28 protein-coding genes are annotated in these 24,809 nt (G+C 71.6%); 14 read left to right on the top strand and 14 right to left on the bottom strand.

Features of this window, described 5'->3' with window-relative positions; all coding sequences use genetic code 11:
* Positions 1 to 34: 34 nt before the first annotated feature.
* The gene (locus M6I34_RS11990; protein WP_272485906.1) at positions 35 to 856 is read right to left on the bottom strand and encodes a class I SAM-dependent methyltransferase; all 822 of its coding nucleotides are present in this window, start codon (positions 854 to 856) and stop codon (positions 35 to 37) included.
* Positions 857 to 867: 11 nt separating this feature from the next.
* A complete protein-coding gene (locus M6I34_RS11985) occupies positions 868 to 1,065 on the bottom strand; it encodes a hypothetical protein (protein ID WP_272485905.1) in 198 nt (65 codons plus the stop codon).
* A 313-nt stretch (positions 1,066 to 1,378) separates the two neighbouring features.
* Here M6I34_RS11985 and M6I34_RS11980 point away from each other — a divergent pair, with 313 nt between their 5' ends.
* From M6I34_RS11980 to M6I34_RS11970, 3 genes are all read left to right on the top strand, one after another.
* Positions 1,379 to 2,416: an AraC family transcriptional regulator gene (locus tag M6I34_RS11980; RefSeq protein ID WP_272485904.1), complete on the top strand. Its 1,038-nt coding sequence runs from the start codon at positions 1,379 to 1,381 to the stop codon at positions 2,414 to 2,416.
* A 168-nt stretch (positions 2,417 to 2,584) separates the two neighbouring features.
* Entirely contained in the window at positions 2,585 to 2,833 is a 249-nt protein-coding gene (locus M6I34_RS11975) for a hypothetical protein (RefSeq protein ID WP_272485903.1), read from the top strand.
* A complete protein-coding gene (locus tag M6I34_RS11970) occupies positions 2,830 to 3,831 on the top strand; it encodes an META domain-containing protein (RefSeq protein ID WP_272485902.1) in 1,002 nt (333 codons plus the stop codon). The genes M6I34_RS11975 and M6I34_RS11970 overlap by 4 nt, the downstream gene beginning before the upstream one ends.
* Positions 3,832 to 3,838: 7 nt before the next feature.
* Here M6I34_RS11970 and M6I34_RS11965 read toward each other — a convergent pair whose 3' ends face one another.
* Positions 3,839 to 4,246: a type II toxin-antitoxin system VapC family toxin gene (locus M6I34_RS11965; RefSeq protein ID WP_272485901.1), complete on the bottom strand. Its 408-nt coding sequence runs from the start codon at positions 4,244 to 4,246 to the stop codon at positions 3,839 to 3,841.
* A 28-nt stretch (positions 4,247 to 4,274) separates the two neighbouring features.
* The gene (locus tag M6I34_RS11960) at positions 4,275 to 4,532 is read right to left on the bottom strand and encodes an antitoxin (RefSeq protein ID WP_272485900.1); all 258 of its coding nucleotides are present in this window, start codon (positions 4,530 to 4,532) and stop codon (positions 4,275 to 4,277) included.
* A gap of 300 nt (positions 4,533 to 4,832) precedes the next feature.
* Here M6I34_RS11960 and M6I34_RS11955 point away from each other — a divergent pair, with 300 nt between their 5' ends.
* The 7 genes from M6I34_RS11955 (at position 4,833) to M6I34_RS11925 (ending at position 11,415) form a co-directional block, all read left to right on the top strand.
* Positions 4,833 to 6,221, top strand: coding sequence for an amidase (locus tag M6I34_RS11955; protein WP_272485899.1), 1,389 nt, complete (start codon positions 4,833 to 4,835; stop codon positions 6,219 to 6,221).
* 51 nt (positions 6,222 to 6,272) lie between these two features.
* Positions 6,273 to 7,256: a branched-chain amino acid ABC transporter permease gene (locus M6I34_RS11950; protein ID WP_272485898.1), complete on the top strand. Its 984-nt coding sequence runs from the start codon at positions 6,273 to 6,275 to the stop codon at positions 7,254 to 7,256.
* A 7-nt stretch (positions 7,257 to 7,263) separates the two neighbouring features.
* Positions 7,264 to 8,145 (top strand): branched-chain amino acid ABC transporter permease, encoded by an 882-nt coding sequence (locus M6I34_RS11945; protein WP_272485897.1) that lies wholly within the window; start codon positions 7,264 to 7,266, stop codon positions 8,143 to 8,145.
* The gene (locus tag M6I34_RS11940; RefSeq protein ID WP_272485896.1) at positions 8,142 to 8,855 is read left to right on the top strand and encodes an ABC transporter ATP-binding protein; all 714 of its coding nucleotides are present in this window, start codon (positions 8,142 to 8,144) and stop codon (positions 8,853 to 8,855) included. The genes M6I34_RS11945 and M6I34_RS11940 overlap by 4 nt, the downstream gene beginning before the upstream one ends.
* A 4-nt stretch (positions 8,856 to 8,859) precedes the next feature.
* Complete coding sequence (locus tag M6I34_RS11935; protein WP_272485895.1) at positions 8,860 to 9,645, top strand: ABC transporter ATP-binding protein; 786 nt, start codon at positions 8,860 to 8,862, stop codon at positions 9,643 to 9,645.
* Positions 9,646 to 9,691: 46 nt separating this feature from the next.
* Positions 9,692 to 10,921, top strand: a complete 1,230-nt coding sequence (locus tag M6I34_RS11930) for an amino acid ABC transporter substrate-binding protein (RefSeq protein WP_272485894.1) — start codon at positions 9,692 to 9,694, stop codon at positions 10,919 to 10,921.
* Positions 10,922 to 11,010: 89 nt separating this feature from the next.
* Complete coding sequence (locus M6I34_RS11925) at positions 11,011 to 11,415, top strand: carboxymuconolactone decarboxylase family protein (RefSeq protein WP_272485893.1); 405 nt, start codon at positions 11,011 to 11,013, stop codon at positions 11,413 to 11,415.
* Between the two features lie 57 nt (positions 11,416 to 11,472).
* On the opposite strand, the gene M6I34_RS11920 is transcribed toward M6I34_RS11925, so the two are convergent.
* The 7 genes from M6I34_RS11920 to M6I34_RS11890 form a co-directional block, all read right to left on the bottom strand.
* Positions 11,473 to 12,231: an SIR2 family NAD-dependent protein deacylase gene (locus tag M6I34_RS11920; RefSeq protein WP_272485892.1), complete on the bottom strand. Its 759-nt coding sequence runs from the start codon at positions 12,229 to 12,231 to the stop codon at positions 11,473 to 11,475.
* An 8-nt stretch (positions 12,232 to 12,239) separates the two neighbouring features.
* Positions 12,240 to 13,481, bottom strand: coding sequence for a CaiB/BaiF CoA transferase family protein (locus M6I34_RS11915; protein ID WP_272485891.1), 1,242 nt, complete (start codon positions 13,479 to 13,481; stop codon positions 12,240 to 12,242).
* A 64-nt stretch (positions 13,482 to 13,545) separates the two neighbouring features.
* Positions 13,546 to 14,457, bottom strand: coding sequence for an SDR family NAD(P)-dependent oxidoreductase (locus tag M6I34_RS11910; RefSeq protein ID WP_272485890.1), 912 nt, complete (start codon positions 14,455 to 14,457; stop codon positions 13,546 to 13,548).
* A gap of 70 nt (positions 14,458 to 14,527) precedes the next feature.
* Positions 14,528 to 15,697: a thiolase gene (locus M6I34_RS11905; protein ID WP_272485889.1), complete on the bottom strand. Its 1,170-nt coding sequence runs from the start codon at positions 15,695 to 15,697 to the stop codon at positions 14,528 to 14,530.
* A gap of 3 nt (positions 15,698 to 15,700) precedes the next feature.
* A complete protein-coding gene (locus M6I34_RS11900; RefSeq protein WP_272485888.1) occupies positions 15,701 to 16,075 on the bottom strand; it encodes a Zn-ribbon domain-containing OB-fold protein in 375 nt (124 codons plus the stop codon).
* Positions 16,076 to 16,094: 19 nt separating this feature from the next.
* Complete coding sequence (pdxA, locus tag M6I34_RS11895; protein WP_272485887.1) at positions 16,095 to 17,096, bottom strand: 4-hydroxythreonine-4-phosphate dehydrogenase PdxA; 1,002 nt, start codon at positions 17,094 to 17,096, stop codon at positions 16,095 to 16,097.
* Between the two features lie 24 nt (positions 17,097 to 17,120).
* On the bottom strand, positions 17,121 to 18,416 hold the full coding sequence (locus M6I34_RS11890; protein WP_272485886.1) for a four-carbon acid sugar kinase family protein: 1,296 nt from the start codon (positions 18,414 to 18,416) through the stop codon (positions 17,121 to 17,123).
* 384 nt (positions 18,417 to 18,800) lie between these two features.
* Between M6I34_RS11890 and M6I34_RS11885 the strand changes: the two genes are divergently transcribed.
* From M6I34_RS11885 to M6I34_RS11870, 4 genes are all read left to right on the top strand, one after another.
* Positions 18,801 to 19,775, top strand: a complete 975-nt coding sequence (locus M6I34_RS11885) for a thiamine pyrophosphate-dependent dehydrogenase E1 component subunit alpha (protein WP_272486673.1) — start codon at positions 18,801 to 18,803, stop codon at positions 19,773 to 19,775.
* Positions 19,775 to 20,728, top strand: coding sequence for an alpha-ketoacid dehydrogenase subunit beta (locus tag M6I34_RS11880; RefSeq protein WP_272486672.1), 954 nt, complete (start codon positions 19,775 to 19,777; stop codon positions 20,726 to 20,728). The genes M6I34_RS11885 and M6I34_RS11880 overlap by 1 nt, the downstream gene beginning before the upstream one ends.
* 100 nt (positions 20,729 to 20,828) lie before the next feature.
* Positions 20,829 to 21,266 carry a PaaI family thioesterase gene (locus tag M6I34_RS11875; RefSeq protein ID WP_272485885.1) on the top strand — a complete coding sequence of 146 codons (438 nt, stop codon included), beginning with the start codon at positions 20,829 to 20,831 and terminating at the stop codon, positions 21,264 to 21,266.
* A 17-nt stretch (positions 21,267 to 21,283) separates the two neighbouring features.
* Positions 21,284 to 22,048: an SDR family oxidoreductase gene (locus M6I34_RS11870; RefSeq protein ID WP_272485884.1), complete on the top strand. Its 765-nt coding sequence runs from the start codon at positions 21,284 to 21,286 to the stop codon at positions 22,046 to 22,048.
* 75 nt (positions 22,049 to 22,123) lie between these two features.
* On the opposite strand, the gene M6I34_RS11865 is transcribed toward M6I34_RS11870, so the two are convergent.
* The 3 genes from M6I34_RS11865 to M6I34_RS11855 all read right to left on the bottom strand — a co-directional run bounded on the left by M6I34_RS11865 (position 22,124) and on the right by M6I34_RS11855 (position 24,806).
* Positions 22,124 to 23,308: a hypothetical protein gene (locus tag M6I34_RS11865; RefSeq protein WP_272485883.1), complete on the bottom strand. Its 1,185-nt coding sequence runs from the start codon at positions 23,306 to 23,308 to the stop codon at positions 22,124 to 22,126.
* Positions 23,309 to 23,336: 28 nt separating this feature from the next.
* A complete protein-coding gene (locus M6I34_RS11860) occupies positions 23,337 to 23,513 on the bottom strand; it encodes a hypothetical protein (RefSeq protein ID WP_272485882.1) in 177 nt (58 codons plus the stop codon).
* 159 nt (positions 23,514 to 23,672) lie between these two features.
* On the bottom strand, positions 23,673 to 24,806 hold the full coding sequence (locus tag M6I34_RS11855) for a DUF2817 domain-containing protein (protein ID WP_272486671.1): 1,134 nt from the start codon (positions 24,804 to 24,806) through the stop codon (positions 23,673 to 23,675).
* Positions 24,807 to 24,809 lie beyond the last annotated feature (3 nt).

Genomic DNA, 24,809 nt, shown 5'->3' with positions numbered 1-24,809 from the left:
CTTTGTCTGAAGCTTGGGTGAACATCCGGGCCGCTCAATCCGGCACGCGGGCGGTCGCGATGACGAACTCGCCCGGTATCGCATACCCGCACCCACCACGATATCGGGCGATGGAAGCAAGGTACTCCGCATCGACGTCGGCACGCGTCGCCGCGTCGAAGCGACCATAGGCGAGCGCCACCGGTCCGCCCAGGAACGCCGCCGCGCAGGCATCGTGGTCGTCGCGGTAGCGGAGCTCGGCACCGATGCGCTCGGCCCGAAAGCCAGTGAACCCGGCCGCCTCGAATGCCCTGTCAAGGGCGCCTTCCGTGCCCAGGCGGAAGAACAGCGGGCAGACCTCGGACTCGACACGGGCATCGACGATCGGGAACAGATCGGCCCAGCCGCAACATTCGCGGCGCCCCCACACGGACACCGTCACCCGTCCCCCGGGGCGCAACACGCGGCCCAATCGTGCCAGCGCGCCCTCGGGGTCAGGGAAGTACATCAGACCGAGCGCGCACAGGCCGGCGTCGAACCGACGCGCCGTGGCCGCCACCTGCTCCGCATCGATCCGCTCGAACTCGACGTTTGCGATTCCCCTGGCAGCCGCCTGCTCCCTCGCGGTCGCGATCATCGCCTCCGAGATGTCGGTCGCGCACACGCGCCCCGTCGGACCCACGGCGGCGGCTGCCGCGAAGGTGACCTGCCCCGTTCCACAGGCCAGTTCGATGACCGACTCCCTTGGTCGCAGCGCAGCCATCGCCAGTGTTCGATCGTGGCAGGGGCGCAGTTGGTGCCGCCAGTGCGCGTCGTAGTGGGCTGCGGCTCGGTCCCAGCCGTAGCGCTGGACGCGTCTCTGCAGTCGGGCTTCCATGAGGTGTCCTCCTATGCCCGGTCGATGGCCGACTCGAGGTACTCGTTCGGCACGACCCGGGATCTTGGGCCGGAGCGGCTCACGCCATCGCGCAGTGCGGCCAGCGCTCCGATGGATTGCAGCGTGGAGGTGTTGACCGCGTGTTCCCCGGTGGCCGTGACGGGCTGCTGTCGTGCTTTGGGGGCGGCGAGGTCGGCGGGGGCGTACATGGATGACTCTCGTGGTGGTCACTGAGGCCTCGATGCGTCGGGGCAGTGTCGCCGCAACGAGGCCTGAGATCCTGCTCGCGCGTCGGTGCGTCCTGTCCACACGTCCGCGACGTCCGGCCGGACTGCCCGGGCGTCCGCCTTGCCTGGCCGAACATCCGATGCGCGCCGGTCTGCGGGCTCTGGCGCTTCCCAGCCGGGCGTCACTCCGTCAGAATCGACACACACCTTCGATCGGAGCAACACCCGTGAGGATCGAGCAGATCGCATATACAGGACCGGGGTCAGCCGCGCGGCCGGTCGACGTAGCGGCCTGATGGATGCCCTGTCGCAGACGCTGCATGTGGTGCGTCTGGTCGGCGCGATCTTCCTGCACGGCCGGTTCACGGCGCCGTGGTGCTACCAGTCACCGGCGGCCGACGAGGCCGCGCCGTACTTGGAGCCAACCGCAGAGCGAGTGGTCATCTTCCATCTGATCACCGAGGGTGAATGCTGGCTCGAACTCGGCGACGCGCCGCCGCTGCGGCTGGCGGCAGGCGACGCGGTCGTCTTCCCGCACGGCGATGCCCACCGCATGGGTTCGCAGCCGGGGCTGCCTCCAGCGTCCGGTGCGCGGCTGCACGAGGTGCTGGCTCGCCGCCCCCGGCTGCTAGCGTATGGTGGTGGCGGTGCCACGACGAAGCTGGTCTGCGGCTACCTGGCCTGCGACGCACGCCTGGCGCGCATGCTGCTGGCCGGGCTGCCCCCAGTCGTCAAGGTCGGTGTGCGAGGCTCGAACGCAGGCGAGTGGCTGGAGACCTCGCTGCGGTATGCGCTTGCCGAGGCACGCTCGCCTCGGCCCGGCGGCCAGGGTGTGCTGGCCAAGCTGGCCGAGGTCCTGTTCATCGAAGTGCTGCGCATCTACATGAACGAGCAGGCCGAGGGGCGCACGGGCTGGCTGGCCGGTGTGAACGACCGCATCGTCGGCGCGGCGCTGCGCGCACTGCACGCCGAGCCTGCGCGCCCCTGGACGCTGGAGGAACTTGCACGCATCGCAGGCACCTCGCGATCGGTGCTCGCCGAACGCTTCTCGCTGCTTGTCGGCCAGGCACCGATTCAGTACTTGTCGCAGTGGCGCATGCTGCTGGCGTCCAACCTGCTCGTGCGCAGCAATGCGCCACTTGCGCGTATCGCCGAGGAGGTCGGCTACATGACCGATACCGCGTTCAGCCGGGCGTTCCGGCGCGAGTTCGGCATGCCACCGGCCGCGTGGCGCCGACGTCAGTCATGCCGCGCGGGAACGCCGCCGATGGCGTGGGGTGCTCCGGCCCCGCGTGCCGCTGCTCGGCCGCGGGGGCCGCGCTCGGCCCATTGAGCGCTCCTTCATGGCCCGCCGCGTGAGTTCACGGGCGCCCCAGCGTGCTGACGATGGCGCAGTTGTCGACCACATCGGTGGTTCGCCTGCGAGGCATGCGTCGAAAGTGCGGCCCAGGCCGGATGTGAGTGAATGGACAGCGGAACCCTCGTCGCCGAGACTTGCCGCATGAGCACGCTGCGCCAGGAGATCCGCTTCGCGCCGACCAGCTCGGGTCGCAGAGTCGCGTACGCGGTGAGCGGGCACGGTGGCGACGGCGACCACGCGCTGGTCAGAGCGCCGCACCGGCATTCATGCGGTTTTCCGGCCGTTCTCTACATCCTGCATCGGCAGGGGCGGGGGATTTCGCCGTCGTCCTCGCCGAGGGCCGATCCAGTCTTCGCCGAGGGCCGATTCACGAGAGGAGACAGCAAGTGACCCGCCGCCCTTCCGCCTCCGTGTCCCGCTCCGTGGTGCTGCCGCTCGGCCTCGCGCTGTCGGCCTGTGCGGTGGCGCCGGATGCGCCTTCGACGAGGCCCGCGCCGGCGGGCGAACGAAGCGCGCGCGCGGAGGCCTTCGCGGTGAAGCTGCGTTGCGCCAACCGCGAGCTCACGATCGGCTACGCCGGCGAGCAGATGGAGATGCGCGTGGGCGGCGAGCGCTTCGCGCTGCGCCCGGTGCCGGCCGCGTCGGGCGCGAAGTTCGAGGCGCAGGGCGATGCGACGACCGTGTTCTGGAGCCGCGGCCAGCGAGCCATGGTCACGCTGCGCGGCGAGGCCTGGCCGGAGTGCCGCGTGGTCGCGCACGGCTCGCAGGCCTTCCGGGCCTCGGGCAACGAGCCCGGCTGGCGGCTCGAGATCTATGGGCCGGGCCTTCGCTTCGAGACCGCCGACGGCGACGTCCGTGTCTTTCGCCGGGCCGGCGAGCCGGTGCTCGCGGCCGGCAAGACCACCTGGACCGTGCAGGCCGCCGACGGGCCGCTGACCGCGACTGCCGCTGACCTTCGCTGCGCCGACACGATGACCGGCATGCCCTACCCGAAGTCGGTGCGGATCGAGTACCGGGGCAAGGTCTTCGTGGGCTGCGGCGGCGAGCCTGCCTCGCTGCTGCAGGGCGCCGAGTGGGTGGTCGAGGACATCGGCGGCGGCGGCGTCGTCGACGGCTCGCGGGTCACGCTGCGCTTCGGCGACGACGGGCGGGTCGCCGGCCGGGCCTCGTGCAACCGCTACACGGGCGGCTACGAGCTGAGCGGCGAGGGGCTGGTCGTGGGCAGCAAGATGGCCGTCACGAAGATGGCCTGCGCGCCGGCGCTGATGCAGCAGGAGCAGCGCTTCCTTGGGCTGCTGGCGCAGGTGCGGCGCTTCGAGATCGGCGCGGACGGGGCGTTGGTGCTGGTCGCGGCGGACGGGCGGCGGATCGTGGCCAGGCGGGGCTGACTCGCTTTCAGACAGGTCCCCGGACCCAGTTCTCGATGCGCAGCCGGGGGTAGCCGGCGAAGTCCGCTTCGTTGTTCGTGACCAGCGTGGCGTCCAGACGTATCGCATGGGCAGCGATGAGCCGGTCGAGCGCGTCGCGGCGGCGCTCGCGAACTGCCGCAGCGAGAACACCATAGCACCCGGCGGCTTCGACATCGAAGGCCTGGGCGGGGATGTAGGCGAGCAGCCCGGTCAGGGCTCGAGCGGCCCGGTCGCGTTCGGCACCCATTGCCTCGACGCCGTGCCGGAGTTCGGCCAGGGTGACGACCGACATGCCGACTTCGCCGCGTGCCAGGGCCTCGAACCGCTCGAGCACGGCCGGCGGATGGCGCCGGATCAGGTAGATGCAGATGTTGGTGTCGAGCAGGTAGCGCATGGTTGCGGGGACATGAAGGCGCGAGGCATCAGCGGCTGTCGCTCGGAATGTCCGGCCATTCGCGTTCGGCCTGGTCCTGGGGGGCGCGGCCGTCGGTCATGAATCCGGACGGGAAGGCGGCAAGCGCTGCAGCGAGGCCCTCGAAGGATTCGCGCTTGGCCGGGCGGATGAGCAACCCATCGCCATGCCGTTCGATCTCGACTTCATGCACTCCGGGATCGAAGGCGAGATCCTTCGGGATGCGAACGGCCTGCGAGTTGCCGCTCCTGAAGACCCGGCTCAGCATGGTTAGCTCCAGAAGACCGTGGCTTGTGTATACGGTATATACCATGACTCGCGACTTCCGGGTTTTTCGACGACCGAGAGTCCCCGATCCGGGATCGAGTGTCCATCAGCCGAACGACCGAGCGTCAGGGCCGACCGCGCTCGAGGGGCCCATGCCGACCTCGTTCCGGAATGGTCCGCCAGAGGTTGACAGTCCCGTCCGGGTTCCCGATGATCGGCCGGAACGAGGAGGGCGGCGATTCGCCGACCCGCCGTGGCCGACAGAGCCATTCGCCGGAGGACGACCATCGACATCGCCGACATGACGCTCGCCGAGCAGGGCGAGGCGCTGCGCAGCGCCCGCTGCTCGAGTCGCGAGATCGTCGAAGCCCATCTCGATCGCATCGATCGCCTGAACGGCAAGCTGAGCGCCTACGTCGAGGTCTATCGCGACGAGGCGCGCCAGCTCGCCGATGCCGCCGATCGCGCGCGTGCCGCCGGCATGCCGCTCGGCCCGCTGCACGGGCTTCCGATCGGGATCAAGGACCTCTGCGACATCGCCGGCCGGGTCGGCACGATCGGCTCGAAGATGTGGTCCGGGCGGCGGGCCGACACGACCTCGGCAACCGTCGAGCGACTGCTCGCGGCCGGCATGATCCCGTTGGGCAAGCTCCACATGGTCGAGTTCGCCTTCGGCGGCTGGGGAACGAATCCCCTGATGGGCACGCCCTGGAATCCCTGGGATCCGAAGCGCCATCGTGTGCCCGGCGGATCGTCGAGCGGCACGGCCGTCGCCGTCGCGGCGGGATTGGCGCCGGCGGGCATAGGCAGCGACACCGGCGGCTCGGTGCGGATTCCCTCGGGCTTCAACGGGCTCGTCGGCTTGAAGGTCACCTACGGCCGCATCAGCCTGCACGGCACCGGCCTGTTGAGCTGGACGCTGGACTCGATCGGGCCCCTGTGCCGCAGCGTCGAGGACTGCGCACAGTTGTTGCGCGTGCTGGCCGGGCCGGATCCTCGCGATCCGGCGACCCTGTCGCAGCCGCCGCTCGAGCTCCCGGACGCCTTGCGGGTCGATTCGCTGGCGGGCGTGCGGATCGCCCTGCCCGACGCCGGACAGCTTCCCGACTTCATGCATCCGGCGGCCGTCGCCGCGTGGACCGATGCCGCGCGGCAGCTCGAGAAGCTGGGCGCCGACGTGGTGCCGGCGCGCCTTCCCGAGTGGTACTTCGAGCTGTCGAAGGCGGCGGGCACGATCATCGCGGCGGAATGCTATTCGATGGTGCGCGACCGGGTGGAGGATCCGTCGCAGGCGATCGGCGACGCGGTGCGCGCCCGCGTGCTGGGGGCGCGCCAGCAGAAGCCCGGCGAGTATGCGGAAACCCTCAGGATGATGGGGCAGAAGCGGGCGGAGTTCGCCGAGTGGTTCCGTCGCTACGACGCGGTCCTGCTTCCCACGATGGCGGTGCCGGCGCCCCCGGTCGACGAGATCGACGAGTTCTCACCGCTGCCGGGCTACCTGACCCGGCCCGCGAACTACCTGGGCCTGTGCGGCCTGTCGATGCCCGCCGGCCTGCACGACGGGCTGCCGCTCGGCGTGCAGATCGTGGGCAAGCCCTTCGCGGAACGGACGATCCTGGAGATCGGGAAGGCCTACCAGGACGCGACCGGTTTTCACCGGCTCCGGCCGCCCTCCCACGAGTCGGGCTGAGGGGCCGGACCATGACCCATCCCGAGAACCGACGCCCTGGAGCGGCAAGGCATGCAGGCTGACGCAAGGACGACGGCCCCGCGCGCGGCCGAACGCGAGGCCGCGGATCGCGTGTACTTCACGCTCGCCGCGCTGATCGGCGGGGTGGTGAGCGTCTATTTCCTGCTGGTTCCGGTCCTCGACCTGAACCTGGCCTTCCACTTCTACCTGATGCTGTGGATCACCATGGCATCGGCGTTCAACGTGGCCGCCGGCTTCTCCGGCTACATGCCCTTCGGTTTCGTCGCGTTCTACGGCGTGGGCGCGTTCACGACCGCGATCCTGGTGAAGAACCTCGGGTTTCCGGTGCTGGTCGCGTTGCCGTTCTCCGGGGCTGCCGGCGTCGTGCTGGGCCTGCTCTTCGCGCCGACGCTGAGGCTGTCGGGCATCTATTTCGCGATCGTGAGCCTGGCGCTTGCGAGCATCTGCCGGCTGGTCATCACGAACATGCCCGAGGAAATCACCGGCGGTTCCTTCGGCCTGCAGCTGGGTAGCCGGGCGGAGCCGGTGCTCTCGTTCTACGTGATGATGGGCGTGATGCTGGTCGCGCTGGGCAGCATCCTGTGGCTGTCGCGCTCCCGGCTGGGCAAGGCCTTGCGAGCGGTGCGCGACGACGCCGAGGCCGCCGACATGATGGGCGTCAACGTGACCCGGGTCCGGCTCTATGGCTGGCTGATCGCCGCGGTCTTCCCGGCGCTGTGCGGCGGGGTCGAGGCCTGGTACACGAACGTCGTCGACACCGAGACCGCCTTCAACACGCTGATCACGGCCAAGACGGTGATCTACGCGGTGGCGGGCGGGCTCGGCACGGTCACGGGGCCGATCGTGGGCTCGGTGGTGATGGTCTGGCTCGACGAGCTGATCTGGCGCCAGTTCCCGCTGCTGAACCTGCTGATCCTCGGCGTGGCCACCGTCCTGCTGGTGCTGTTCCTGCCCCGCGGCCTGGTCGGCACGCTGCTGCGGCGCAGGCCGCAGTGGCGCCGGTACATTCCATGAGGGCCGCATGGAGATCCTGATCCTCAACGGCCTGATCAACGGCCTGATCGTGGGCGGCGTCTACGCGCTGATCGGGCTGAGCCTCACGCTGCTCTACGGCGTGCTGCGCATCGTCAACTTCGCGCACGGCGAGTTCGTGATCGGCGGCGCCTTCGTCGCCTACGTGCTCTTCAACGCCCTGGGCGTTCCGCCGCTGCTCGCCTTGCCGGTGGCCGCCGCGGTGTTCTTCGCGCTCGGCTGGATCGGGTATTACCTGCTGATGCCGCGGCTGTCGCGCAGCGACGATCCCGAGATCATGTCGTTCCTGATGATGTACGGCATGTCGATCGCGCTCGCAGCCGTGATGCTGCTGGTCTTCGAGGCGGACTCCCGGTCGATCGACTATGCCTTCGAACCGATCTCGATGCAGGTCGGCCTGGTCTACGTGTCGACGGCGCGGCTCGTGGCATTCGGCATCGCGGTCGCGATCGCGGCCGCGCTGACCTGGTTCCTGTTCGGCACCTTGCCGGGCAAGGCGCTGCGGGCGGCGATCATGAACCGCGAGGCGATCCAGATCATCGGGGTCGACGTGGTGAAGCTGTCGGCGTTCGCCTTCGCGCTGGCGACCGCGATCGCCGGCGTGACCGGCGTCCTGGTGGCGCTGGTGTTCCCGGCCTTCAATCCCTTCTCCGGGGCCGAGTACGCGATCATCGGCTTCATCGTGGTGGTGATGGGCGGGCTCGGCAACCCGGTGGGCGCGCTGCTGGCAGGCATCCTGTACGGGCTGGCCGAGCAGATGTCGACCGTCTTCCTGCCCCAGGCCATGGCCCAGATCGTCGGTTTCGCGATCCTGGTCGCGGTGATCCTGATCCGGCCGACCGGCATCCTCGGATGGCGGGCGCAGCGATGACGGCGGCGATCGAGGTTCGCGGCCTGGTCAAGCGCTTCGGCGGCCTGACCGCCCTGGACGGCGTCCAGCTCGAGGCTCGCGAGGGCGAGGTGCTGGGCATCATCGGCGTGAACGGCGCCGGCAAGACCACGCTGATGAACTGCATCTGCGGCATCTACAGGCCCGATGGCGGCGAGGTCCTGATCGGCGGTCGCAAGGCCACCGGGCTGACGCCGCACGAGATCGCGAGGCTCGGCGTGGGCAGGACCTTCCAGATCCCGCGCGTGTTCCGGCGAATGTCGCTGGTCGACAACCTGCTGGTCCCCGTCCTCGACCGCCACGAGCCCGACAAGGCGCTGATCGAGCGGGCCGAGGCGATGCTCGAGCGGATGCGGCTGATCGACCTGCGCCACAATTTCTCCGAGGAGCTGTCGGGCGGGCAGCAGAAGCTGCTCGAGATGGCGCGGATGCTGATGCCGGAGCCCCGGGTGGTGATGCTCGACGAGCCGTTCGCCGGCGTGCATCCTACGTTGTGCAAGTTCATGATCGAGCAGATCGAGGCGATCGCAGCCGCCGGCAAGACCGTGCTGCTGATCAGCCACGACCTGACCTCGATCTACCGGCTGTCCCACCGGGTCGCGGCGCTCAACGAGGGGCGGGTGATCGCGGAGGGCAGTGTCGACGAGATCCGCGGCAACCCGGCCGTGGTCGAGGCCTATCTCGGAGCCTGAACGGATGGATGGCCAGCGACAGGGCACGACCGACGCGACGACGCCCGACGAGCGCCCGGTGCTCGAGCTGCGCGAGGTCGACGTCGCCTATCACGGGGACATCCGGATTCTCCAGGGGCTGTCGATGGCGGTGCGCCCCGGCTGCATCACGGGCGTGATCGGGCCCAACGGCGCGGGCAAGTCCACCGCGCTGCGGACCTTCTACGGGCTGCTCCGGCCGGTTGCCGGCGACGTCGTGGTGGACGGCGAGGTGGTCACGGGCATGCCGCCGTGGCGCTTCATCGAGCGCGGCATCGCGCTGGTGCCGCAGGGCCGCAGCCTGTTCAACGAGCTGAGCGTCGAGGACAACCTGCGGCTCGCCTGCTGGACCTTCCGAAGGGACAAGGCCCGGGTGGCCGAGGTTCTCGATCGGACCTACGAGCAGTTCCCGATGCTCAAGGAGCGGCGCAAGCAGCCCGCCGGCGCGATGAGCGGCGGCCAGCAACGCTTTCTCGAACTGGGCCGCGCGCTGGCGCTGCAGCCGCGCGCGGTGCTGCTCGACGAACCGACCGCGATGATCGCGCCGAAGGCCGCCTCGGAGATCTACGAGTTCGTGCGCGGGCTTCCGGAGCGCGGCATCACGGTTCTTCTGGTCGACCAGAACGTGCGCCAGTGCGTCCGGATTTCCGATCACGTCTACGTGCTGGAGCTCGGTCGCAACAAGGTCGACGGCTCGGCGCGGGACTTCGCCGAGGACGACAGCCTGCGCGAGATGATCGCGGAGTGGATCGACTACCGCATCGACGCCTAGGGGGCCGGCGTCCGCGGACCCAGAAACGGCCCTGGAGGAGAACGCCATGCAACGCAGACCTTTCCTGATTGCCGTCGGCGCACCCGCGCTCGCGGCCGCCATGCCCGGAAGGGCGATCGCGCAGTCCGAGCCGCCGATCCGGATCGGCATGACCGTTTCCTCGGCAGGAACCTTCGCGCTCGCGGCGCAGTCCGGGGAGCGCGGTGTCCGGATCTGGCTGGACGACGTCAACAGCCGCGGCGGCATCGACATCGGCGGCAAGAAGCGCAAGGTGGAGCTGGTCAAGCTCGACGACCGCAGCGACAAGACGCTGGTGCCGCGGGTCTACGAGACGCTGATCAAGGACGAGAAGGTGGACCTGGTGTTCGGGCCGTTCGGCAGCACGCTGACCGCGGCGGCGGCCAACGCGACCGAGACCAACGAAAAGTTCATGGTCATCTGGTCCGCGTCGGCCGACTCGATCTACAAGCAGGGCTACAAGTACATCGTGTCGGCCACCCAGATCGCCGGCACGCTGCTTGGCCAGCCGGCGGTGCGCGCGCTGCACGCGATGGGCGTGAAGAAGATCGCGTTCGCGTACCTGGACGAACCGTTCCCGGCTGCGCTCACGCAGGGTGCGATCGAGCTCGCCAAGAAGCTCGGCATGCAGGTCACGATGGAGGAGAAGTTCGCCAAGGGCACCAAGGACTTCAACATCCTGATCCAGAAGGCCAGGGCGAGCGGCGCCGAGGCGTTCTACCCGACCGCGTACGAAGGCGACCAGATGACGATCGCCCGGCAGATCCGAGAGGTCAACGCCGACTTCAAGGCGGTGTACTTGGTCTACGCCTCGCAGCCCCAGTTCCTCCAGCAGGCCGGCAAGGACGGGCACTACGTGTTCAGCCAGACGCTGCTGCACGAGAAGATCAACTGGAAGGTGACCCACGGCCTGAACCGGGCGCAGATGGTGGAGCGCTACGCGAAGCTCTTCCCCAACGCACAGTACCCGGCCGACTTCCAGACCATCCTCGCCTACGGCGCTGGCGTGGTCACCGAAGAGATGATCCGTACCGCGCAGTCGCTCGACGCGGCGAAGCTGAAGGCGGCGGCGCTGTCGCTGAGCGGCAAGATCGTCACCGCGTGCGGCGAGTACGAGATCGACGAGACCGGCAAGCAGTACAAGAACGAGTTCTCGATCATGCAGACGCTGCCGAACGGGCTGGAGGTCGTGTATCCGCCGGCGGTGGCGACCGCCAAGCCGGTGTATCCGGTGCCGCCGTTCTCGGCGCGGAAGTAGCAGCGGGGCCGGGGAGCCCCGGGAGGGGCGGCGGGCAGGCGGTCGCCTGCCCGTTTCTCTTTCGACGCAGCGATCGGGAGGTACAGGGAATGGGCGAGCGCGAGCAGGCTGCACACGAGGTGCTGCGCGAGACGGGCCGGGCGGTGATGCGCGAAGTGCTGGGGGCGGACTACGTTGAGCGCCGCGATGGGAGCACCACGGCGCTCAACGCCGCTGTCCGGGGGCTGAGCGAAGAGTTCGCGTACGCGACGCTGTGGACGCGCCCGGACCTCGACCGGCGCGTGCGCAGCCTGGTGACCCTCGGCATGCTGTGCGCGCTGAACCGGCCCCACGAGTTGCGCATCCACCTGGTGGGCGCGCTGAACAACGGGTGCAGCCCCGAGGAGATCCGCGAGGTATTCACCCACTCGGTGGCCTACTGCGGGTTTCCGGCGGCGATCGATGCCTTGCGCATCGCCGAGGACGTCCTTTCCGAGCACGGCCGGATGCCGTGAGGCCCGCCGGCCGCGCGCGAGCTGCGCCGCGGCTCGCTGGCCGGCGCAGCGGGTTCGTCAGCCCACGCACACCGCCGGCAGCAGCTCCCCGATCGCGCCGGTCAGCAGTTCATCGGCCAGCTCGTCCATCGCGGTCGGCTCGGCGTTCACGATGACCACCTTCGCGCCGGCCTGCTTCGCGAGCGGCACCGCGCCGGCCACCGGGTAGACCTGCAGAGTGGAGCCGATCGCGAGCAGCAGGTCGGCCTCGGCGGCCGCGCGCATCGCGCGGTCGATCACCTCGGGCACCAGCTGCTGGCCGAAGGAGATCGTGTCGCTCTTCAGGATGCCGCCGCAGGCCAGGCAGGCCGGGTCCTCCTCGCCGGCGCGCAGCCGGGCGAGCGTCTCTTCCATCGGCCGGCGCTCGCCGCAGCGCCAGCACATCGTGCGGCGGATCGTGCCGTGCACCTCGATCACCCGCTCGGGCGAGTTGCCGGCGCGCTGGTGCAGCTCGTCGATGTTCTGCGTGACCAGCGCGTGCAGCTTGCCGCGGCGCTCGAGCTCGACCAGCGCCCGGTGGCCGCGGTTGGGCTGCGCGGTCCAGGCGGGGTTGTCGAGCCGGCTTCGCCAGGCGGCCTTGCGCACTTCGGCGTCGGCCAGGTAGTTCTGGATCGTGGACAGCTTCTCGGCGGCCGGGTTGCGGGTCCACACCCCCTGCGGGCCCCGGAAGTCGGGGATGCCCGAGTCGGTGGAGATGCCGGCGCCGGTCAGCGCGACGACGCGCTCGGCGGCGTCGATCCACTGCCGGACACGTTCGACGGAGCTGCTTGCGGTCATGGCGCTTCCTACAGCACGCTCTTGGCCCGCAGTTCCGCGATGCGAGCCGCGTCCATTCCGAGCATCTCGCCGAGCACCGCGTCGGTGTGCTGCCCGAGCAGCGGCGGCGCGTTCTCGTGCCGGACCGGCGTGCCGGACATGCGCAGCGGGCTGCGGATGCCGGGGCTCTTGCCGCCGTCGGCGCGCGGCAGCTCGATCTTCAGGCCGCGGTGCTTCACCTGCGGCTCCTCGAGCACCTGCGCATAGTCGTTGATCCGCCCGCATGGCACGCCCTCGCGCTCGAGCGCGGCGATCCAGTGGTCCGAGGGCTGCGTGCGCAGGTGGGCCTCCAGGTCGGCGAGCAGCTCGTCGCGGTTCGTGATGCGGCCGCTCATCTTGCGGAAGCGCGCGTCGGCTTCCAGGTCGGGACGGCCGATCGCGCGGCAGGTGCCGAGCCACTGCGAATCGTTGCCGACCGCGAGGATCATGTGGCCGTCGGCGGTCTCGAACACGTTGTAGGGCACCACGTTGGCGTGCGCGTTGCCGTAGCGCTTCGGCACGCGGCCGCTCGTCAGGTAGGAAATGATCTGGTTCGAGCCGAAGGCCACGATCGTGTCGAGCAGGGCCAGGTCGATGTACTGGCCTTCGCCGGTGCGCTCGGCGTGGCGCAGCGCGCCGAGCACCGCCACGGTCGCGTACATGCCGGTGAGGATGTCCACCAGCGCCACGCCGACCTTCTGCGGGCCGCCGCCCGGCTTGTCGTCGCGCTCGCCGGTGATGCTCATCAGCCCGCCCATGCCCTGGAACACGAAGTCGTAGCCGGGCTTGTGCGCGTCGGGGCCGTCCTGGCCGTAGCCGGTGATCGAGCAGTAGACGAGCGCCGGGTTCACCTTGCGCAGGCTCTCGTAGTCGAGGCCGTAGCGGGCCAGGTCGCCGACCTTGTAGTTCTCCAGGAAGATCTGCGAGTGCCTGGCCAGCTCGATCGCGATCTCGCGGCCCTCGGGCTTCGAGATGTCCAGCGTGATCGAGCGCTTGCCGCGGTTGGTCGACGCGTAGTAGGTGGAGTCGCGCGAGTCGTGCCCCTCGCCGTCGCGCAGGAAGGGCGGGCCCCAGCCGCGGGTGTCGTCGCCCACCCCGGCGCGCTCGACCTTGATCACGTCGGCGCCCAGGTCGGCCAGGTTCTGCGCGCACCAGGGGCCGGCGAGCACGCGGGAGAAGTCGAGCACGCGCACGCCTTCGAGGGCGGTCGGCGAAACGGGCGGAGTCGTCATCGGTCGGTTCCGTTGCGGGGGTTCGCGGCGGCCCGGGCCGCCAGGGTGGTCGCGGGGGCGGGCCTCAGATCGGGTCCCAGTTGATCACGTCGGGCGAGCGCTCGAGCGCGTAGAAGCTGCCGCGCATCGCCGGGATCGCGGTGGCGGCGATGGTCTCGGGCGTCCAGCCTTCGCTCATGTGCACCGAGCGGACCGGCCGCGACTGGCCCATCAGCATGATCTCGTTGGCGCGCACCGCGAAGATCTGCGCGGTCACGTCGGCTGCCGCGTCGCTGGCGAGGAACACCGCCATCGGCGCGATCTTGCCGGCTTCCATCTTCTTCATGCGCTCGACGCGCGCGACCTCGTCGGGCGTGGTGGCCGGGATAGAGTCGGTCATGCGGCTCCAGGCGAAGGGCGCGATGCAGTTCGAGCGGACCTTGTAGCGGCCCATGTCGAGCGCGATCGACTTGGACAGGCCGACGATGCCGAGCTTGGCCGCCGAGTAGTTGGCCTGGCCGAAGTTGCCGATCAGCCCCGAGGTGGAGGTCATGTGCACGTAGGCGCCGCCTTCCTGGTCGCGGAAGTGGTTGGCCGCGGCGCGGCTCACGAAGAAGGAGCCGTTCAGGTGCACGTCGATGACGCTGCGCCACTCCTCCTCGTTCATCTTGTGGAACATCCGGTCGCGCAGGTTGCCGGCGTTGTTGACCACCGCGTCGATGCGGCCGAACTGGTCGAGCGCGCACTGCACGATCTTGTGCGCGCCGGCCCAGGTGGACACGCTGTCGGTGTTCGCCACCGCCTGGCCGCCGGCCGCGACGATCTCGTTCGCCACGCGCTGCGCGGGGCCGGCGTCGGCGCCTTCGCCCGACAGGCTCACGCCGAGATCGTTGGCGACGACCCGCGCGCCGGCCGCCGCCATGGCCAGCGCGATGCCGCGCCCGATGCCGCCGCCCGCGCCGGTGACGACGACGACCTTGCCTTCCATCATGCCCATTGTCTTCCTCCGTGTTCCGGCCCGCGTTCGCGCCTCGCGTGCGCCCCGCCCGCCGCGGGCCTTTCGTTCTTCAGAGCGTGTCCGCCGTGCCGAGCACCGCGGTCGACTGGCTGGACAGCACGCCGCCGTTGCCGTTGACCACCGCGATCCGCGCCCCGTTCACCTGGCGCTCTCCGCACTCGCCGCGCAGCTGCCGCACCGCCTCGATCATGATGAAGATGCCGTACATGCCCGGGTGCACGCACGACAGCCCGCCGCCGTTGGTGTTGACCGGCAGCCGGCCGCCCGGCGCGATCGCGCCGTCGGCCACGAAGCGCCCCCCCTCGCCCTTCGGGCAGAAGCCGAGGTCCTCGAGGAACAGGATCGTGTTGATCGTGAACGCGTCGTAGAGCTCGACCACGTCGGCGTCCTTCGCGGTGATGCCGGCCATCTCGAAGGCGCGCGCGCCCGACTCGCTGGCGGCGGTCACCGTGAGGTCGGGCAGCGACGAGATCTGCCGGTGCCAGACCGCGGTGGCGTTGCCGAGCACGTGGACCGGCGGCTTCGCCAGGTCGCGCGCGCGGTCGGCGCGCGTGAGCACGAAGGCGCCGGCGCCGTCGGTGACCAGGCAGCAGTCGCGCACGGTGAGCGGATCGGCCACCATTCGCGCGCCGATCACGTCCTCGATCGTGAGCGGGTCGCGCATCTGCGCCTCGGGGTTGAGCTGCGCCCACTTGCGCGCGGCCACCGCCACCTCGGCGAGCTGCTCGCGGGTGGTGCCGTACTGGTGCATGTGGCGGGCGGCGGCCAGCGCGTAAGAGGGCGCCGGCGCGGCCGGGCCGTACGGGTGCTCGTAGGGCTGCGCGTCGAGCAGCCGGCGCGCCGACGCGATCGCCGCGCGGTTCACGGTGCCGCTGCGCTGCGTGCTGCCGTAGCAGACCAGCACCGCGTTGCAGATGCCGGCGTCGAGCGCGAGCATCGCGGGCAGCAGGTGCTCGACGAAGCTCGAGCCGCCGATCATCGTGCTGTCGATGAACTTCGGCCTGATGCCCAGGCTTTCGGCTGCGTTCATCGCCCACATGCCCGAGGTGACGCTGCAGGTGGCCAGGCCGTCGATGTCTCGCAGGCTGATGCCCGCGTCGGCGCAGGCGGCCAGCGCGGCCTGGGTGAGGATCTCCATCTCGGTGAAGCCCGAGGCGTCGCCGAAGCCGGCGTGGCCCACGCCGACGATCGCGGTCTTTCCGCGCAGGGGGTGCGCCATGGCTCAGCCCTCCACCGGGTCGAAGACCAGCACCGGGGCACCGTCCTGCTGCGCGACGCGGGCCTTGACCCGCATGCCGATCCGCACCGCGGCCGGGTCGACGTTCTCGACGCGGCTCATCATCCGCACGCCTTCGTCGAGGTCGATCAGCGCGATCTGCTGGTCGCCGCCGTCGGCCGGCTTGCGGCGGAACACCGTCGTCGAGTAGACCGTGCCCAGGCCCGTCGGCTGGACCCAGGCGAGACGATCGGCTCCGCAGTGCGGGCACTGCACCCGCGGGTAGAACACGTGCCGCGAGCAGGCCTCGCAGCGCTGGATCTTCAGCGCGCCGGCGGCCAGCGCGTCGAAGTACTGTTTCTGGGGACCTGCGGTCTGCATCGGCGTCTCCGGGGTTTGTTCAGGATTGGCGCGGCGCCAGCTCCACCGCCTGCATCAGCGCCTCGACCAGGCTCTGGTCGTCCGCCCGGCCGGTGCCGGCGATGTCGAAGGCGGTGCCGTGGTCGACCGAGGTGCGCACGAAGGGCAGGCCCACGGTCACGTTGACGCCGGCCTCGAGCCCGAGCACCTTGACCGGCCCGTGGCCCTGGTCGTGGTACATCGCGACCACCAGGTCGAAGTCGCCGCGGGTGGCGCGGTAGAACAGCGTGTCGGCCGGCAGCGGGCCCTCGACAGCCCAGCCGCGGGCCTGGCAGGCCGCGACCGCCGGTTCGATCTTCGCCTCCTCCTCGCCGCGGCCGAACAGGCCGTGCTCGCCGGCGTGCGGGTTGATGCCGCAAACCGCGATGCGCGGGTCGGCGATGCCGGCGCGCACCAGCAGCTCGCGCCCGCGCGCGATCGTGCGCTCGACCAGGCCCGGCTCGATCCGCTCCACCGCGTCGAGCAGGCCGATGTGGGTGGTCACGTGGATCACGCGCAGCTTCGGCGCCATCAGCAGCATCGACACTTCCTTCGTGCCGGTGAGCTCGGCGAGCAGCTCGGTGTGGCCGGGGTACTTGCGGCCGGCCGCGTGCAGCGCCTCCTTGTTCAGCGGCGCGGTGCAGATCGCCGACACCTGGCCGGCCGAGGCCAGCTTGACCGCGCGCTCGATGAAGCGGAACGCGCCCTCGCCGGCGATCGCCGACAGCTTGCCGAAGGGCAGGTCCTCGGGGATCAGGCCGAGGTCGATGCAGTCGACCGTGTCCGGCTCGGGGGGCACCGCGATGCCGTTCGAGTCGTCGATCCGGCGCACGCGCAGCGTGCTGCCGACCAGCCTGCCGGCGGCCTCGAGCCGGCGCGCGTCGCCGACGACGACCGGCCGCAGCCTGGCGTGCACCTCGGGCCGCGCGAGGGCCTTCATGATGATTTCGGGGCCGACGCCGGCGGCGTCGCCCATGGTGATCGCAATGATTGGGAGCTTCATGTCTGGTCGTCGGGCTGGGTGACTCTATGTTCGGAAGGGACGCGCGGCCAACGCGCGGACCGCGTCGAGCAGGGTGTTCTCGCTACCGAAGCCGCCCGCCTTCAGGCACAGCAGCGGCAAGCCGGCCTCGTTCGCCGCCCGTGCGATCGGCACGCCCGGCTCGACTTCGCCGAACACCTCGATCGCGGTGACGCCGAGCGCGTCGAGCACGGCGCGGGCGGTGTCGCCGCCGGTGAGCACCAGGCCGGCGGCCCGGCGCGCCGCGGGCGCCGCGAGCCGCGCGAGGCCGCGGGCGATCGCCAGGCTGTGGCGAAGGTCGACCTGGCCTTCGCCGACGCCGAGCACGACGTCGCGGCCGGCGGCCAGCGCGGCCGCGATCGCCGCGGCGCGCTCGGCGTCGTCGGCGTCGGTCGCGGGCGACTCGGCGCGCAATCGCTCGACCGGCGTGTCGAGTTGCAGCGCGGCGGTGGCCGCGACGATCGCCGCCGCCTGCGCGCGCGCGATCGGTGCGCGGCTGCCGATGACCGTCAGCACCGGGCCCCGGTGCGCCGCGGCTTCGCCCGGCGAGTCCGCGGCGGCCGGCGCTGCGGGTCCGGTCGTCCGGTTCGCGGCGGCGGGCGCGCGTTCGCCTCGCGCCTCGGCAAGCCCCGATTGCGCGAGCCCCCGGGCGAAGCCGGCCGAGCCGGCCAGCAGCGGCGCGGCGTCGAGCAGCGCGATCGAGCGGGCGAGCCGCAGCAGGTCCTCGGGGCTCGCCGCGTCGCAGACGGCCACGCGCGCGCCCTGCGCGAAGGCGCCGGCGATCCGCTCCGCCAGCCCGGCCTCGCCGCCGGGCGCGGCGGGCGCCAGCGCGATCGCCGGCAGGCCCGCGGCCGCGAGCCGGGCGACCGGGTCGGCGGGCTCGTCGATGCCTGCGTTGCGCCACAGGGCGGTGCGCTCGAGCGGCTCGCCGTTCACGAAGCAGCGGCCACCGGCCACCGTGCGACCCTGCTGCGGGAAGGCGGGCGCGAGCACCGCGCCGGGGGCCTCGGGCATCGCGGCCAGCGCGGCGGCCAGCTCGGCCGCCAGGTGGCCGCGCAGCGTCGAGTCGATCTTCTTGTAGACCAGGGCGCCGGCCGGTCGGCGCTCGAGCGCCGAGCGCACGCGATCGACCGCCTCGTCGCGGGGCAGCGCCCGCGAATCGGTATCGACCGCGACGACGGAGCCGGCGGGTAGCGTGCCGGATGCCAGCGCCTCCAGCGAAACGAAGGCCCGCGCGCCGGCGCTGGCGAAGGCCGCCGCGCAGTCGGCCGCGCCGCTGAGGTCGTCGGCGACGATCAGCACGCTGCGCCGGGAGGGAGCGGGAGAGGGCGCACGAGCGTGCGCATCGGTGGGCGCGTGAGAGGGCGCGGCAGGGCGGGTCATCGACGAATGTTAACGCCCCCGGCGACGGGCTCGGCGCGCCGGCAGCTCCCGGGCGGCGATCCCCGGAACGCTCGCGGGGGCGCGGCTTCGCGAAGCTGCTAGCATCGTCGCTTTCCGATCGACGCCCGCCTCCGCGCGGCCCGCCGCCACGAGCGCGGACCGGCCCTCGAGCGACCGTGCGTTGCCGATCGACTGGAGACTGGAACCACGATGGAGATCATCGCCTCCGGGCAACTGCACGACGGCCACCGGCCCGGCGTGCCCGAGCCCGACGCCGGCCAGCTGCTGGCCCTGTACCGCACGATGTGCCGGATCCGCGCCTTCGAGGACGCGGCCGAGGAAGCCAGCCGGGGCGGCGTCGCCGCATTCGGCCAGGCGGCAGGCGGCAGCGCTCAGGTGCGCGGCCCGCTGCACCTGTCCACCGGGCAGGAAGCGGTTCCCGCCGGCGTCTGCGCGCACCTGACGCCGGCCGACTGGCTCACCTCGACCCATCGCGGCCACGGTCACACGCTGGCCAAGGGCGCGAGCCTCGAGGGGATGATGCACGAGCTGTTCGGCAAGGCCACCGGCTTCTGCGGCGGCAAGGGCGGCTCGATGCACATTGCCGACTTCTCGGTGGGCATGCTGGGCGCCAACGGCGTCGTGGCGGCCGGCATCCCGATCGCCGTGGGCGCCGCGCACTCGATGGCGATCCAGGGCCGCGACGCGATCGCGGTCACCTTCTTCGGCGACGGCGCGCTGAACCGCGGCCCGCTGGCCGAGGCGCTGAACTGGGCCGCCGCGTTCAGGCTCCCGGTGCTGTTCGTCTGCGAGGACAACCAGTGGTCGGCCACGACCAAGACCGCGGCCATGTCCGCCGGCGAGGGCGCGGCCGCGCGCGCCGTCGGCTACGGCGTGCCGGCGGTGGCGGTCGACGGCATGGACGTGGTCGCGGTCTGGCAGGCGGCCGGCGAGCTGGTGCAGGAAATCCGCGCCGGCCACGGCCCGCGGCTTCTGCACGCGAAGACCTACCGGTTCAAGGGGCACGTGTCGGTCGACCCGGCCGCCTACCGCGATCCGGCCGAGCTGGCAGCCGCGATGCAGGGCGACCCGATCGCCCGGGCCCGCGAGCCGCTGCGGGCGGCCGGCGTGCCCGACGCCGACATCGACGCGGTGATGCGCGAGGCGCGCCAGGAGGTGGCCGCCGCGGTGGCCACGGCCGATGCCGCGCCCTGGCCCGACGCTTCGGCGGCCTTCGAGGACATCCAGGACACGGGGAGCGGCCGGTGGCGCAGCTGATGACGTACGCGGGCGCGGCGGTGGCCGGGCTCGCGAAGGCGATGGACGAGGACGCGTCGGTGGTGGCGCTCGGCGAGGACATCGGCCGAGGCGGCATCTTCGGCCAGTACCGCGGGCTGCTCGAGCGCTTCGGCGAGCGCCGGGTGATCGACACGCCGATCTCGGAGGCCACGATCGTGGGCGCGGCGGTCGGCATGGCGCTGACCGGCCTGAAGCCGGTGGTCGAGATGCGGGTGATCGACTTCGCGATGTGCGCGATGGACGAGATCGTGAACCAGGCCGCGAAGAACCGCTTCATGTTCGGCGGCCAGGGCCGGGTGCCGGCGGTGATCCGGATGCCCAACGGCATCTGGAGCTCGTCGGCGGCGCAGCACTCGCAGTCGCTCGAGGCCTGGTTCGCGCACGTGCCCGGGCTGGTCGTGCTGGCGCCTGCCACGCCACAGGACAACCACTCGCTGCTGCGCGCTGCGCTGGCCTGCGGCGACCCGGTGGCCTACTTCGAGCACAAGGAACTCTGGCCGCTCGAGGGCGAGGTCGACGGGTCGCTCGACGTGCCGATCGGCAAGGCGCGCCGGGTGCGCGAGGGCGGCGACCTGACCATCGTCAGCTGGAGCAAGGCGGTGCACTGGAGCGCCGAGGCGGCCGAGCTGCTGGCCGCGGAGGGCATCGGCGTCGACCTGATCGACCTGCGCACGATCTGGCCCTGGGACCGCGACGCGGTGCTCGAGTCGGCGGCGCGCACCGGGCGGGTCCTGATCGCGCACGAGGCGATCCAGGTGGCGGGTTTCGGTGCCGAGATCGCCGCCACGCTGGCCGAGGAGAGCGGGGCGCGAGTCGCGCGCTGCGGCGGCCTGCGGATCCCGGTCGGCTACTCGCCCGGGCTCGAGGCGCAGGCGCGGCTGACGCCGCAGGCGATCGCGCAGCGGGCCCGCGAGTTGCTGGACCGGGGCTGAGCGACATCGCCCGGCCGGGCCGGCAGCGGGCGGGACGGGCGTCGACGAAGCGGGGCCGGCGCGCCGGTTGGCGGTCTTCGGGGCCGGGAAGGAGGACGACATGGGCGAGCAGGGGCGCGGCGATGCGCCGCGCGTGACGATCGAGCAGGCGCAGCAGTGGCTGGGCGAGCTGTTCGCCCCGTGGGTGCAGGCGCTCGGCCTGCGGGTGACCCGCATCGAGCCGGGCGAGGCGGAGCTGCTGATGCCGTTCTCGCCTCAGTTGTGCCGGGTCGGCGGCACCGTGTGCGGCCAGTCGCTGATGGCGGCGGCCGACACCGCGATGGTGTTCGCGATCGCATCGGGGCTCGGCGGGTTCCGGCCGATGACGACGGTCAACCAGACTACCGGCTTCCTGCGCGCGATCGCCGACTCCGACGTGCGAATCGTGGCCAGGGTGCTCAAGCCGGGCCGAACGCTCACTTTCGGCGAGGTTTCGATGTTCTCGGCGGCCGACGGCAAGCTGGCCGCGCAGGTGACGACCACTTACGCGATGCTCTGAAGACGGAGGAGGAGACGATGGCAACGAATTCGAAGAAGGTCGCCTGGATCACCGGCGGCGGCACCGGCATCGGCCTGGCGACCGCGCAGCGGCTCGCCGGGCAGGGTTGGCACGTGGCGGTCAGCGGCCGGCGCGAGGCCGAGCTGAAGGCCGCCTGCGACGCGATCGCCGCCGCCGGCGGCACGGCCGAGGCGGTGCCGCTCGACGTGTCCGATGCGGCCGCCGTGTCGAAGGCGGCGGAGGGCATCCTGGCCCGCAACGGCCGGATCGACGCGCTGGTCTGCTCGGCCGGCACCAACGTGCCGAACCGCTACTGGAAGGACCTCACGCCCGAGGCCTTCGCGAAGGTCAGCGCGATCAACCTGAACGGCGTGGCCTTCTGCGTGGGCTCGGTGCTGCCGACGATGCGCGCGGCCGGCGGCGGCACGATCGTCGTCGTGTCCTCGTGGGCCGGCTGGCGCTACCTGCCGTTCACCGGTGCGGCCTACGGCGCGACCAAGCAGGGCCTGTCGCCGCTGGTCGAGAGCATCAACGACCAGGAGGGCGGCAACGGCATTCGCGCCACCCACGTCTGCCCCGGCGAGGTCGCCACGCCGATCCTGCGCTCGCGGCCGGTGCCCCCGCCCGAGGAGGACATCGCGCGGATGCTCAAGCCCGAGGACGTGGGCGACGCGATCGCCTACGCGGTCAACGCGCCGGCGCACGTCTGCCTGAACGAGATCGTGATCGGCCCGACCTGGAACCGGATCTACCGCGGGGCCGAGGACCTGAGGCGGCGCTGAGCCGGGGCCGGCGCAGCGGCCGGCCCGTTCGGCGGCCGGCTGGCGGGTTCTCGAGGCCGGCGCCGGCGCGCGCGGCTACAGCGCTTCCGCCGGCACCGCGTGCGAGATCAGCGCGCGCCAGGCGGCGTCGGTGGCCGGCCAGTCGCGCTCGCCCAGCGCGTGCAGCCTGCGCAGGATCTGCGCCAGGTGCCAGGTCGGCGGCTGGCCGAGCGCGGCGGGCTGCTCGCGCCAGATCCGGCGGATCACGTTGTCGCCGACCGCGAAGCGCTGGGCGATCGCCTCGATCGCGGCGCGGTCCTGGCCGGCGTCGACCGCCCGCCGCAGCATGCCCGCCCAGTGCAGGCTGTGCGCGCTGAGGCTGCGCGCGGCAAGCGGCCGCAGGTCGAAGTCGGCGCCGGGGGCTTCCGGCGCCAGCAGCGCCTCGGCGAAGAAGTTCGCGAACGACGGCAGGCGCGCCAGGATGTAGGCGCGCGAGGCAGCCCGGGCCGGTTCGATCCGCAGCCAGTTGTAGCAGCCCAGGTGCCTGCCGGCGCCGGTGCGGGCCAGCTTGGCCAGCGTGGCCGGGTCCAGCGCCGACTCGATCATTGCCGCGATCCGGGCGTCGACCGCGGCCTCGCGCAGGTCGATCGAGCGCAGCGCCCGGCCGTAGAACTCGACGTCGACCAGCCCCTTGCGCAGCGCGCCGCGAAGGCCGGCGAGGAAGTCCGGATGGCGGCCCGCGTGGTCGAACAGGTTGCCGGCCAGCCCGGACTCCAGGCGCAGGTCGCGGGCCAGGTGCTTCGGCCAGTCGTCGTGCCGGCGCTCGAGCACGGTGAGCATCTCGCGGGCCAGCGCGTCGAACAGCAGGTCGAGCGCGCGATCGCCCCGCGATCCGGGATCGGCGCCCGGGCCGCCCGCGGCCTCGCCCGACTCGCGCCGGGCGAGCAGCTCGACCAGCAGCGCCAGCGTGCGGTCGGTGAGCAGCGCGCGGAAGTCGTGGACCAGCCCGTCGCGGTCCACGCCGACGAAGCGCACGTTCATGCCCCAGGCCCGGGTCAGCTGGGCGAAGACCGGGTTCGCCATCAGCGACAACCGGGAAGCCAGCGGCAGCGTGACCACGAACAGCCGCCAGTCGGGCGAAGGGTTGCGGAAGACCAGCGCGCGCGGGCTGTCGCAGTAGCTGCGGGCCAGCCACGCGAGCTCGGGGCCGGCGGTGCCGTCGTCGCGCAGTTCGTCGTCGATCGGGTAGGCGTCGACGTGCAGGGATTCGTGGACGGTCAAGCGCGCGACAGCAGGACGAGGCGCCGGATCAGTCGGCGCGCTTGGCGAAGACCAGCAGCCCTGCCCCGAGCGCGAGCACCGCGGCGGCGACCATCGTGCGCGCGACCGACCCGCGCCAGACCGCCTCGACCGCGAACAGGAAGCCGGCCGCCATCACGATGCGGGCGGTGCCGGCGGTGCGCTGGGCGGGGCTGAGCTGTGGCATGACTTCGAATTCCCGAATCGGGAGCGACCCGACGCTCCCTTCCTGGCGCATCTTAGTCCCGCGCGCGCGGCGATGCACGGATACCGCGTCGCGGGCGGTGATTTTCTTCGCGTCCAGGCCCTCGGTCTTCGCGGCCCCAGTCCTGTCCGGGCCCGGCCCTCAGGCGGCCGCGAGCCCGGCGCCGGGCAGATGGCCCACGGTGCGCTCGACCAGCGCGCTGCCGTGCGCGACGATGGTCCGCATCCAGTCGCGGCTGGCCGGGCGGAAGGCCTCGAGCATTTCGGCCTTGATCGCGAGCCCGGTCGCGTCGGTCAGGTCGCCGTGGTGGTGCAGCCAGTTGTCGGCGCGCATCGCCCGGATCACCCGTTCGGGCGGCCAGGTGCCGTACTCGGGAAAGGCGAAGGCGAAGCGGGCGTCGGCAGGCAGCACCGCCTGGATGCCCAGGTCGAGCAGGCCGTTGAGCGGCGTGGAGATCGATTCGCCCGCCTGCGACGAGCGCACCTCGCCGGCCCAGACCTGCTGCGCGAAGGCGTAGGCGGGGCTGTCGAGCGCCGCGCCGCAGATCAGCTCGCAGGCGCCGGACTCGCCGAGCCCGGTGTGGAAGTCGATCCAGATCACCGTCTGCGCGGCGCACAGGTGCTCGCGGGCGAGGTCGATCAGGTGCTGCGTGCCGGCGCTGCGCCGGTGGCCGCCGAACTGCATCCCCTGCGGGAACTTGTACTGCCCCTCGACCGCCACCTGCTGGAAGCGGCGCAGGCCCTCGCGGTCCACGTAGGCCTGGATCTCGGCCCAGCGCCGTTGCTCGTTGGCCGGGTCGAGGTCGGCCGGGTTCAGGCACTCGTAGAGCGCCTCGTAGTCGGGCGAGCACTGGTTCGGGTCGAAGGCGTCGCGGAAGTTTCGGTTCGGGTCGACGTTGTCTTCGTTGACCCGGCGGTGCCAGGCGAAGCCGTAGGGATTGTTCGCGTGCTGCAGCACGACCGCGGTGTCGCGCCCGAGCGAGAGCCGGGGCAGCAGCGCGTCGAGCGCCCAGTGCTGGATCGCGCTGCCGGTGTAGCCCTCGACGCCGTGGGTGCCGCTCGAGAGCACGAGCACGTGCTTCGGCCTGCGCGCGCCGACGATCGCGAAGTCGAGCGCCAGGGTCTCCCCTTCGGGGCCGCGCGGTGCGATCGAGCGCGAGTCGACCAGCACCGGCAGTCGCCGCGAAATGCCGTGCAGCTTCTCGAGCAGTCGCTCGCGCGAGACCCGGTACGAGGGCTGGAAGTTGTCGGCCGGGTCGGCCGGCGGGCGGGGCATCGA

It is taken from the genome of Zeimonas sediminis, assembly GCF_023721795.1.
Lineage (GTDB): Bacteria > Pseudomonadota > Gammaproteobacteria > Burkholderiales > Burkholderiaceae_E > Zeimonas > Zeimonas sediminis.
Note: the sequence above shows the minus strand (reverse complement) of the source record. Positions and strands in the feature narration are given on the sequence as shown.

What these genes read in the sequence shown, in the direction of transcription:
- M6I34_RS11990 (WP_272485906.1), bottom strand. Translation starts at nt 856, where the DNA reads ATGGAAGCCCGACTGCAGAGACGCGTCCAGCGCTACGGCTGGGACCGA.
- M6I34_RS11985 (WP_272485905.1), bottom strand. Translation starts at nt 1,065, where the DNA reads ATGTACGCCCCCGCCGACCTCGCCGCCCCCAAAGCACGACAGCAGCCC.
- M6I34_RS11980 (WP_272485904.1), top strand. Translation starts at nt 1,379, where the DNA reads ATGGATGCCCTGTCGCAGACGCTGCATGTGGTGCGTCTGGTCGGCGCG.
- M6I34_RS11975 (WP_272485903.1), top strand. Translation starts at nt 2,585, where the DNA reads ATGAGCACGCTGCGCCAGGAGATCCGCTTCGCGCCGACCAGCTCGGGT.
- M6I34_RS11965 (WP_272485901.1), bottom strand. Translation starts at nt 4,246, where the DNA reads ATGCGCTACCTGCTCGACACCAACATCTGCATCTACCTGATCCGGCGC.
- M6I34_RS11960 (WP_272485900.1), bottom strand. Translation starts at nt 4,532, where the DNA reads ATGCTGAGCCGGGTCTTCAGGAGCGGCAACTCGCAGGCCGTTCGCATC.
- M6I34_RS11955 (WP_272485899.1), top strand. Translation starts at nt 4,833, where the DNA reads ATGACGCTCGCCGAGCAGGGCGAGGCGCTGCGCAGCGCCCGCTGCTCG.
- M6I34_RS11950 (WP_272485898.1), top strand. Translation starts at nt 6,273, where the DNA reads ATGCAGGCTGACGCAAGGACGACGGCCCCGCGCGCGGCCGAACGCGAG.
- M6I34_RS11945 (WP_272485897.1), top strand. Translation starts at nt 7,264, where the DNA reads ATGGAGATCCTGATCCTCAACGGCCTGATCAACGGCCTGATCGTGGGC.
- M6I34_RS11940 (WP_272485896.1), top strand. Translation starts at nt 8,142, where the DNA reads ATGACGGCGGCGATCGAGGTTCGCGGCCTGGTCAAGCGCTTCGGCGGC.
- M6I34_RS11935 (WP_272485895.1), top strand. Translation starts at nt 8,860, where the DNA reads ATGGATGGCCAGCGACAGGGCACGACCGACGCGACGACGCCCGACGAG.
- M6I34_RS11930 (WP_272485894.1), top strand. Translation starts at nt 9,692, where the DNA reads ATGCAACGCAGACCTTTCCTGATTGCCGTCGGCGCACCCGCGCTCGCG.
- M6I34_RS11925 (WP_272485893.1), top strand. Translation starts at nt 11,011, where the DNA reads ATGGGCGAGCGCGAGCAGGCTGCACACGAGGTGCTGCGCGAGACGGGC.
- M6I34_RS11920 (WP_272485892.1), bottom strand. Translation starts at nt 12,231, where the DNA reads ATGACCGCAAGCAGCTCCGTCGAACGTGTCCGGCAGTGGATCGACGCC.
- M6I34_RS11915 (WP_272485891.1), bottom strand. Translation starts at nt 13,481, where the DNA reads ATGACGACTCCGCCCGTTTCGCCGACCGCCCTCGAAGGCGTGCGCGTG.
- M6I34_RS11910 (WP_272485890.1), bottom strand. Translation starts at nt 14,457, where the DNA reads ATGGGCATGATGGAAGGCAAGGTCGTCGTCGTCACCGGCGCGGGCGGC.
- M6I34_RS11905 (WP_272485889.1), bottom strand. Translation starts at nt 15,697, where the DNA reads ATGGCGCACCCCCTGCGCGGAAAGACCGCGATCGTCGGCGTGGGCCAC.
- M6I34_RS11900 (WP_272485888.1), bottom strand. Translation starts at nt 16,075, where the DNA reads ATGCAGACCGCAGGTCCCCAGAAACAGTACTTCGACGCGCTGGCCGCC.
- pdxA (WP_272485887.1), bottom strand. Translation starts at nt 17,096, where the DNA reads ATGAAGCTCCCAATCATTGCGATCACCATGGGCGACGCCGCCGGCGTC.
- M6I34_RS11885 (WP_272486673.1), top strand. Translation starts at nt 18,801, where the DNA reads ATGTGCCGGATCCGCGCCTTCGAGGACGCGGCCGAGGAAGCCAGCCGG.
- M6I34_RS11880 (WP_272486672.1), top strand. Translation starts at nt 19,775, where the DNA reads ATGACGTACGCGGGCGCGGCGGTGGCCGGGCTCGCGAAGGCGATGGAC.
- M6I34_RS11875 (WP_272485885.1), top strand. Translation starts at nt 20,829, where the DNA reads ATGGGCGAGCAGGGGCGCGGCGATGCGCCGCGCGTGACGATCGAGCAG.
- M6I34_RS11870 (WP_272485884.1), top strand. Translation starts at nt 21,284, where the DNA reads ATGGCAACGAATTCGAAGAAGGTCGCCTGGATCACCGGCGGCGGCACC.
- M6I34_RS11860 (WP_272485882.1), bottom strand. Translation starts at nt 23,513, where the DNA reads ATGCCACAGCTCAGCCCCGCCCAGCGCACCGCCGGCACCGCCCGCATC.
- M6I34_RS11855 (WP_272486671.1), bottom strand. Translation starts at nt 24,806, where the DNA reads ATGCCCCGCCCGCCGGCCGACCCGGCCGACAACTTCCAGCCCTCGTAC.